General features: G+C 32.8%; 9 protein-coding genes. All 9 read left to right on the top strand.

The window, feature by feature from the left end:
- The first annotated feature begins 252 nt into the window (after positions 1 to 252).
- The 9 genes from K1I43_RS15300 (at position 253) to K1I43_RS15260 (ending at position 6777) form a co-directional block, all read left to right on the top strand.
- Positions 253 to 486 (top strand): hypothetical protein, encoded by a 234-nt coding sequence (locus tag K1I43_RS15300; RefSeq protein WP_019418214.1) that lies wholly within the window; start codon positions 253 to 255, stop codon positions 484 to 486.
- Positions 487 to 610: 124 nt separating this feature from the next.
- Positions 611 to 886, top strand: a complete 276-nt coding sequence (locus tag K1I43_RS15295) for a hypothetical protein (protein ID WP_220382693.1) — start codon at positions 611 to 613, stop codon at positions 884 to 886.
- Between the two features lie 136 nt (positions 887 to 1022).
- Positions 1023 to 1436, top strand: a complete 414-nt coding sequence (locus K1I43_RS15290) for a hypothetical protein (protein WP_019418212.1) — start codon at positions 1023 to 1025, stop codon at positions 1434 to 1436.
- A gap of 614 nt (positions 1437 to 2050) precedes the next feature.
- Positions 2051 to 2863, top strand: coding sequence for a hypothetical protein (locus K1I43_RS15285; RefSeq protein ID WP_019418210.1), 813 nt, complete (start codon positions 2051 to 2053; stop codon positions 2861 to 2863).
- A gap of 203 nt (positions 2864 to 3066) precedes the next feature.
- On the top strand, positions 3067 to 3633 hold the full coding sequence (locus tag K1I43_RS15280; protein WP_019418209.1) for a hypothetical protein: 567 nt from the start codon (positions 3067 to 3069) through the stop codon (positions 3631 to 3633).
- Positions 3634 to 3985: 352 nt separating this feature from the next.
- Positions 3986 to 4501, top strand: a complete 516-nt coding sequence (locus K1I43_RS15275; protein ID WP_019418208.1) for a hypothetical protein — start codon at positions 3986 to 3988, stop codon at positions 4499 to 4501.
- A 152-nt stretch (positions 4502 to 4653) separates the two neighbouring features.
- Positions 4654 to 5496, top strand: a complete 843-nt coding sequence (locus tag K1I43_RS15270; RefSeq protein WP_019418207.1) for a phage/plasmid replication domain-containing protein — start codon at positions 4654 to 4656, stop codon at positions 5494 to 5496.
- Between the two features lie 419 nt (positions 5497 to 5915).
- Entirely contained in the window at positions 5916 to 6485 is a 570-nt protein-coding gene (locus tag K1I43_RS15265; protein WP_019418216.1) for a recombinase family protein, read from the top strand.
- A 31-nt stretch (positions 6486 to 6516) separates the two neighbouring features.
- Positions 6517 to 6777 (top strand): hypothetical protein, encoded by a 261-nt coding sequence (locus K1I43_RS15260; RefSeq protein WP_019418215.1) that lies wholly within the window; start codon positions 6517 to 6519, stop codon positions 6775 to 6777.
- Positions 6778 to 7247: the final 470 nt, after the last annotated feature.

The following is a 7247-nucleotide window of genomic DNA, read 5'->3' as shown; positions in this document are numbered from 1 at the left end:
CGGTTACATTGACCATTTTTCGAGCGATAACAATATAAAAAGCCGCTTCATTAGCGGCCTACATATCAAAGAAATCACTTGACTTTACATTTCAATCAAACTTTTTTAATGTAATATTTATTTATATCTTTGCAGGAGAGAAAGGAGAAATCGCCAATTAATATTAGCGATATCTAAGATTACAGCGAACGATGAGAACAAGAAATATCAACTATATGAAAATACAACATAATAGCTAGGAGGAGACTATACATGATTTTAGGAATTGGCTTAATTATCATAGGGGTTATCTTATTACCGCTCGGAGTGGTTTCATTAAAAGAAAGTTGGGAGGAAAAAAAGGATTTAAGCTTTAAAAGGAAAATGGTTGTTATCTTCTTAGAGATTTTAGATGTTTTCTCAACACCTATTCTTTCAGCTTGGTTGTTAGGATTGTCACTTCTTATGATTATCGGAGGTTTATCGGTAATTTTGCTAAAAATGTAAAAAGAATATAAAATATAAGCACTATTTACATGGTACTATTTACATATGATAGTATATATAATAATATATTTAATGTATTATATATATTTTGAATATTTATATATATTTGGGGGGGAGAAATTTTATGAGTTCCATTTCCAGTCTTTTACACAAAGCTTTCCCGAACGATCCGAAATTCGTTCAAAAATCCATTGCTAATGGTGCTGCTAAAGGGGCAGCTTGGGGAGCGGCAACTGGTGGAACGATTGAAATGGTCCTAAGTGGAGGTAACAAACAGAAAGTTAAGGTTGGTGCTGCTGCAGGAGCAGTATGGGGAGGTAATATTGGTGCCATAAAGGGCGCTATCTCTGGAGCTATTAGATATGGGATAGGTGTAGCTCTCTTTGGTAAAGCCCATTAATTAACAAAAAGAGGCTGACTCAAAAGGTTGCTGAACCGACCTTGTTGAGGTCAGCCTCTCCTTTCTTTTTTCTCTTTTTGGTTGTTATTGGATATTTGTCAAGAAAAATCGTTTTTATTATTGGAGGTATAGAATTATGATCGAATCTATTATTGTTTGTGAACATACAACAGATGATTTTAAACCAATTAATAAAAAAAGTATCTTTTTTCCAAATGATTTTTCCGTACAAATATTAGTTAAATTATCTTCAGTTAAAAAAGACAGTGAAATTTTATTCCATTGGTATATTAGTAGTGAACCTGATGAACCTATCGCCACTTATTCAATACCTTTAAAAGCTAATTTGAATACGCCAAGATATGCTGTTGGAGGATTACAGATTGCTCACTTACTTAATCAAAAGGAGTTCAATATTTTTCAAAAATGGTTTGTATTAGTTGAATATGAAGGAGTATTTCATAGGGTAGAATTTGAAATAAGACCCCTTAATGTTGGAACCAATAACAACAGTTATTCCCCTATATCTCGTTATTCGTGGAGCGTGTAAAACTCATATATTACAAGTGGTGATGAATTTTGATGAAGATTCATTATAAATCGATCTTAACAATATTATTATTATTCTCAGTCTTGACCATTGGAATCACTTTGAGAATATTAGAGATTCCAATGTATGGATTAAAAAGCATGTCATATTTTCTCGCTTTTTTTATTTCATTATTTGGTTCATTAGTTGCATCGCTTACATCACTATTAACTATTATGGGATATATAGTGAGGCTCATTTTATTTTTGCCACTCATTTTGAAGTAATCGTTTTTTTTGCTAGGAGCTTATACAATCCGTATTTTGCGGATTGTATAAGCTCCTAGAATTATATTTATGCTATATGCCCATGAATTTTTATCCGACTTTTTCTTACAATAGATTGTCAATTTAATAGACAAGTTGTAGAATTTTGATTAAGACAAAATAAAAAGGCTAGACCTCATGAGCAACACCGATTGGTAGATCGGTGCAAGGTCTAACCAACACCCAAAACCATAGACTAATTAGATTATATGTTAAAACGTATCTAATAGCAAGTATTTTTCTTTTTGGTGTGTTTGGTTAAATATGCTCATGAAGTCATAGCCGAAACGAAAGGAGATCTTTAGGGCTATGACTTTTTTTGTTGCTTGCGAGAAGGAATATCAAAAACACCAAACTTTTTCAAGTGTCGATGAAATGAATTGGCATATTGCAGAGATGAAAAAGCGGGTTCATTTTACACCTGCGGAATTACGAATTTTAGATGTCATGGTAAAACATTCATGTAAAGTGATCGGGGCTTGCTGGCTTAAAAAAGAAAACATCATGAAATTAGCTCATGTTGAATCAGAAATCACTTTAAGACGTTTCTTTAAGAAAATGCAAAACCATGGATTCATGAAAATTTACCGTACATATAGAGCAAAAAAAGGCGGTCAATCAAGCAATATTTATGAGTTCCAGAAAGTATTTTCTGAAAATTGTCTAGGCGGTTTGTCTAGGCGTGAAAATGCTGAGAACGCAGACATATCAAAGGATAAAGCAGTAAAAAATAAAACTGAAACTACTATTCTTGAAACTAAAGTAAATAATATTAATAACGTCATTGAAGGTCAAAATGAGCCTATTTTAGATTCATCATTTGTTCCTGGCTTTGTAGATGAAAATTTTGTACGAACAGCGGCTCCATTCTTCAATGCTAAAGAAATATATCACTTCTGGTTGCGTGTATTGATCGCTTACAAAAAATCAAAGCTACAAAGACCTATTGGTGAAGTGATCGGAACAGTAAATAAAGCATTTAAGCATACAGTTTTCATGTACAAGCAGGGCAGAATTGAGAAATCTTTTGAAGGATATTTCTATCGTTTGGTAGAGAGTTATTTATTCACTGAAAGATGTAGAGAACGGCAACATCTTTTATATAACTTCCTTGAAGCGTAAGGCTTGCGACTTTTTAAAATAAACATGTCGCAGGTTTGGGTTTGTATTGTCTTTTTTAAGCGTCCAGGAGCGTCATTTTGGCTTGTCCTTGTGTCGCTAAAGGGTAAGAGTATATGTCGCAGGTTTGGAGCGATTATAGGGCGTTTTCGGTAAAGGATTCTATACGCTTCATATCGAATGTATATCATATGAGGTGAAGCGAAATGAAGGAATACTCTACAAAAGATATAGCGAATATCGTTAGTATAGCGGCTCCTACTGTACGCAAGTATGCCCAAGCACTAGAGAAAGCGGGATATACATTTACAAAGAATGAGCAGGGTTTTCGTATATTCATTGAATCAGATATTGAAATATTCGAGCGTATGAAAGAGATGTCTAGCGATACAGGGATGACAGTAGATCGTATTGCGTCAATGCTTGTAAATCAAAGAAAACAAAAGGAATCCGATACGATACAAAGCAAATCGGAATCCGCTACACTTGTAGAAAATGAAGCTAAAAAAGCGGAAATAAGCGATATAGAGCGTGATTCGATACGATATGAAGCGTTAATGAAGGAAATACAGGAGTTAAAGCAAATTGTGGTGTCGCAACAGAAATATATTGATGAGCGATTATCAAAGATTGAAAAACATTCAGTAGAACGTGACCGTATGTGGATGGAGTATATCCGAGAACAGCAACAAGCTAAACTTGAGACAGCGACAACGACAGAGGACAAGAAAAAGAGAGTTGGCATTTTGAAGCGGTTGTTTTCGTGGGATTAGACTTGCTCCAAAGAGCAGGTCTTTTTTTATTTTTAAAAAGTCGAAAAAAGGTATTGAAAAATTTTACAAGGTTAGCTATTATAATTTCACAATATTCGGTTATTCGGATCTGGTATTTATTTTTTTAATAAATCAGTTTTTTTATGCTTCTATATCATAAAAAAACGAACATTAATAACATGTAAAATAAAAATGTTCGTGTTTTTAGGTGAATTGCCTAGATAATATTTTTAATTGCCTATATAACAAGAAAGGGGGTGATTATTTTCCGAACGAGCAGCGGCAGTTTGGTTGTCAGTGTTGGTGGAGTTTAGGAGATAAAAAATAAATTAAGTAAAGGGGTAATGAGTGTATGAAAAAAAGATACATATGGGATGCACCAAAAGAAAGACAAATACAATATTTGAATTATTTATTTTCGAGAAGGAGCACCACTATTGATAAAAGTAGATACAGAGTAATTAAAAATATTTTTCAAAGTGCTAGTGGCATAAAGTTAGATGATTTAGATACAACAGCCCGAAAACGATTAATAATGAAGCTATTCTATTTCAAGTTTAAAAATTCATGCTCTAATGCAAAGTATGTGAGAGCTGGCAAGAAAAAAGGATATGAAAACGTAAAATTTTTACTTGGTGAATGGAGTGGTATAATCAGAAATCTAAAAAAATATAGACCTGACCTTGTAGAGTTAGGCATTGAGATTTGCAGGAAGTATATAGAAAGTGGGTTTGCTGGAGAATATGCTCCAGTCGTACACCGCATAGGTGGTAAAGGCACTAACTATGAATGGAACAATATAACGATTATTGCTAAAAAAGAGCATGACGAATTGACCAAGAAGGAACGACAAGGGCAAGCAAGCTAATAATTAATACATAACTATTTTACTTTACATATCATACATAACATATCAATTGAGAAGCGGGAGCGTGTGCCGCTTCTCTATATAACATATAGAAATTAATTATAAAATTTTATAATTGTAAACTTTAAAATTAATATTTAAGAGGTGATGACATGTTTGACACTATTCATATGAGCGTGCCATTTAACATTAATTATAATCATGATGATGAAATTATTATTCATGATGACATTTACATTAAATTTAATCCTTCCTGGAATCGTTTATTAATTAATTGTTCCATTCCGAAAGTTTTATATGGCAATAACCTAACAGAAATAAACGAGACAGACATAGAGAAGTTTTTTACAATCGTACATAACCGAATCAAAGAATTATTTCATGTTGAAGTACATAAAGATGATTGGCAGGTACATAGATTAGATTTTAGCAAAAACTTTAAAATGAAGAATCAGAATCAAGTTACACAATATATACATAACTTATCTAAAATCATACTCTCACGTAAAACAACAATTACATACAATAATGAAACGGTCATTTATAAAAATAAATCTCAATCTATTCAGTTTTACGATAAATACAAAGAAATGATGAAACGTAAAGCAGATTATTCTTTACTAGAGCAAGCAAAAAATATTTTACGTTTTGAAATTCAATGCCGAAAAGACATATTGAAACAATATTCATCTAAACGTAAAGCGGTTGATCTTCTCACAAAAGAAATGTATAAATTGATCATGAATGAAACGTTAGAGTTAATCAATAGTAAACTTGAATTGATACAGAATGAATATGAAATCAGTCCAAACTTGTTTGACTTGTTTGGATACTCTAAACTTGAAAAAGTTTTTGCCTTCATGTACTTTCTCGATGAGTTTGGAGAATCGTTTTTAAAACCGATATACAGCAGTAGCTATTACAACAGAAAAAAGATATTAAATGAATTTAAGCAAGCAGTTGAGAAAAAGGAACGAATGAAGTTAAAACTTTAATACATATCTAATTAAATACATAGTACATAGTCGGCAGTCATCATTTAGATGACTGCTTTTTACTTTAGTGAAGTGATAAAGGAACACATGTTCGTTATCGACACGATAGCGATAAAAATAGCTCATTTTCATTCAAAAATGCCGATATATCAACGAAACACGATTGCATTTACGATAGCAAAAAGATGGACTGGAATATATCCAGCCGCTAATATGAAATTTGTCTTAATATTGACGAACACCTATATTTTTTAAAAACGATGGATATTGATACAAATTGACAAACAATTTTCAAAGGTCATTTTAACTAGATTTTTTATCTCTATTTTGTGTCAAAACTCGTATCAAATTCTTATTTACAAAAACGTACATTTTTGATACAATAGAGATAACAAAGCAAGAGAAGGGAATGATATATAATGAAAATCGGTTATGCAAGAGTATCAACCGCTGATCAGTCGTTAGATTTACAAATTGATGCTTTGAAAGCGGCAGGATGTGAAAAGATTTATGAAGAAAAGGCAAGCGGAGCAAAAGATGATCGGCAGGAATTGCAGAAAGCATTAGAGTGCTTAAGAGAAGGTGATACGTTCATTGTCTACAAATTAGACCGTTTGGCACGTTCAACATCTAAACTTATCAATGTATTAAATGAACTAAAAGAAAAAGGCGTTGAGTTTGTATCAATACAAGATAATATTGATACAAGCACAGCGGCAGGCAAAGCATTGTTTGGAATTTTAGCGGTGTTTGCAGAGTTTGAACGTGATATTATTCGTGAACGTACAAAAGCAGGGCTTGAATCAGCAAGAGCAAGAGGGCGAAAAGGTGGCAGACCGAAAACAGATAAGCGAAAAATTGAAAAAGCATTAAAGTTATATGATAGTCAAACAATGAGCGTATCAGAAATCGAAAACATGACAGGTGTTTCGAGAGCTACACTATACAGAGTGCTTAAAGAACGTAAACAAAAGCTACCCATTCAATAAATAAAAAATAAAACAATAGGAGCGATAAAACATGAGCGATATTCTTGACCAGTTAGAAGTTATTGATGGCTATTTTGATGACAACGTTTTTTACATGCGTGGCATTGGTGGCTATGCAATCGAAGGCAGATACAAAGCAAAGGGGTTGCGTTCATTAGCAAGATTGATTGATGAAAACGAGCCTTTTTCGTTCATTGTCGATAAAGAAACGATAGTACATGTTCCAGTTGAACTAAATAAGCGAATCAAGCAAGAATTGAATATGATTGCCGATGAACTAGACACGATTTAACGTGTCTTTTTTCTTTGCTTTCGAGCAAACTTTCATTTTAAAGCCCATATGAGCCGATAGAGCGATTTTAGCCGTTTTGAATGATTTACTATTTAAATTAAAAAATAAACGCATTAGAAGGCAAAATTTACGTTGAGCAGCGGTGGCTAATACAATAGTACGCTAAACAGTATCCCTTTGACTTTTTTCAATATTTATTTAGAAAAAATTCAGCGGAGAATTGATAATATGATCGGACAAGAGCGGCCAATATAAAACAGTAATTTTATTGTGAGAGTATAGGGGGGTAATAAAAATCAATCAAAAATTTTTCGTTTGTCTGTACAGTTGGAGCACAGTGAGTCGGTTACATTGACCATTTTTCGAGCGATAACAATATAAAAAGCCGCTTCATTAGCGGCCTACATATCAAAGAAATCACTTGACTTTACATTTCAATCAAACTTTTTTAATGTAATATTTATTTATAT

It is taken from the genome of Anoxybacillus sp. ST70 (genome assembly GCF_019553625.1).
Taxonomy (GTDB): Bacteria; Bacillota; Bacilli; order Bacillales; family Anoxybacillaceae; genus Anoxybacillus; species Anoxybacillus gonensis.
The sequence above is the reverse complement of the archived record's forward strand: the minus strand, read 5'-3'. Positions and strand labels throughout refer to the sequence as shown.

Bases quoted from the DNA above. Each gene is read 5' to 3' on its own strand.
- K1I43_RS15300 (WP_019418214.1), top strand. From the start codon at position 253: ATGATTTTAGGAATTGGCTTAATTATCATAGGGGTTATCTTATTACCG.
- K1I43_RS15275 (WP_019418208.1), top strand. From the start codon at position 3,986: ATGAAAAAAAGATACATATGGGATGCACCAAAAGAAAGACAAATACAA.
- K1I43_RS15290 (WP_019418212.1), top strand. From the start codon at position 1,023: ATGATCGAATCTATTATTGTTTGTGAACATACAACAGATGATTTTAAA.
- K1I43_RS15280 (WP_019418209.1), top strand. From the start codon at position 3,067: ATGAAGGAATACTCTACAAAAGATATAGCGAATATCGTTAGTATAGCG.
- K1I43_RS15265 (WP_019418216.1), top strand. From the start codon at position 5,916: ATGAAAATCGGTTATGCAAGAGTATCAACCGCTGATCAGTCGTTAGAT.
- K1I43_RS15260 (WP_019418215.1), top strand. From the start codon at position 6,517: ATGAGCGATATTCTTGACCAGTTAGAAGTTATTGATGGCTATTTTGAT.
- K1I43_RS15285 (WP_019418210.1), top strand. From the start codon at position 2,051: ATGACTTTTTTTGTTGCTTGCGAGAAGGAATATCAAAAACACCAAACT.
- K1I43_RS15270 (WP_019418207.1), top strand. From the start codon at position 4,654: ATGTTTGACACTATTCATATGAGCGTGCCATTTAACATTAATTATAAT.
- K1I43_RS15295 (WP_220382693.1), top strand. From the start codon at position 611: ATGAGTTCCATTTCCAGTCTTTTACACAAAGCTTTCCCGAACGATCCG.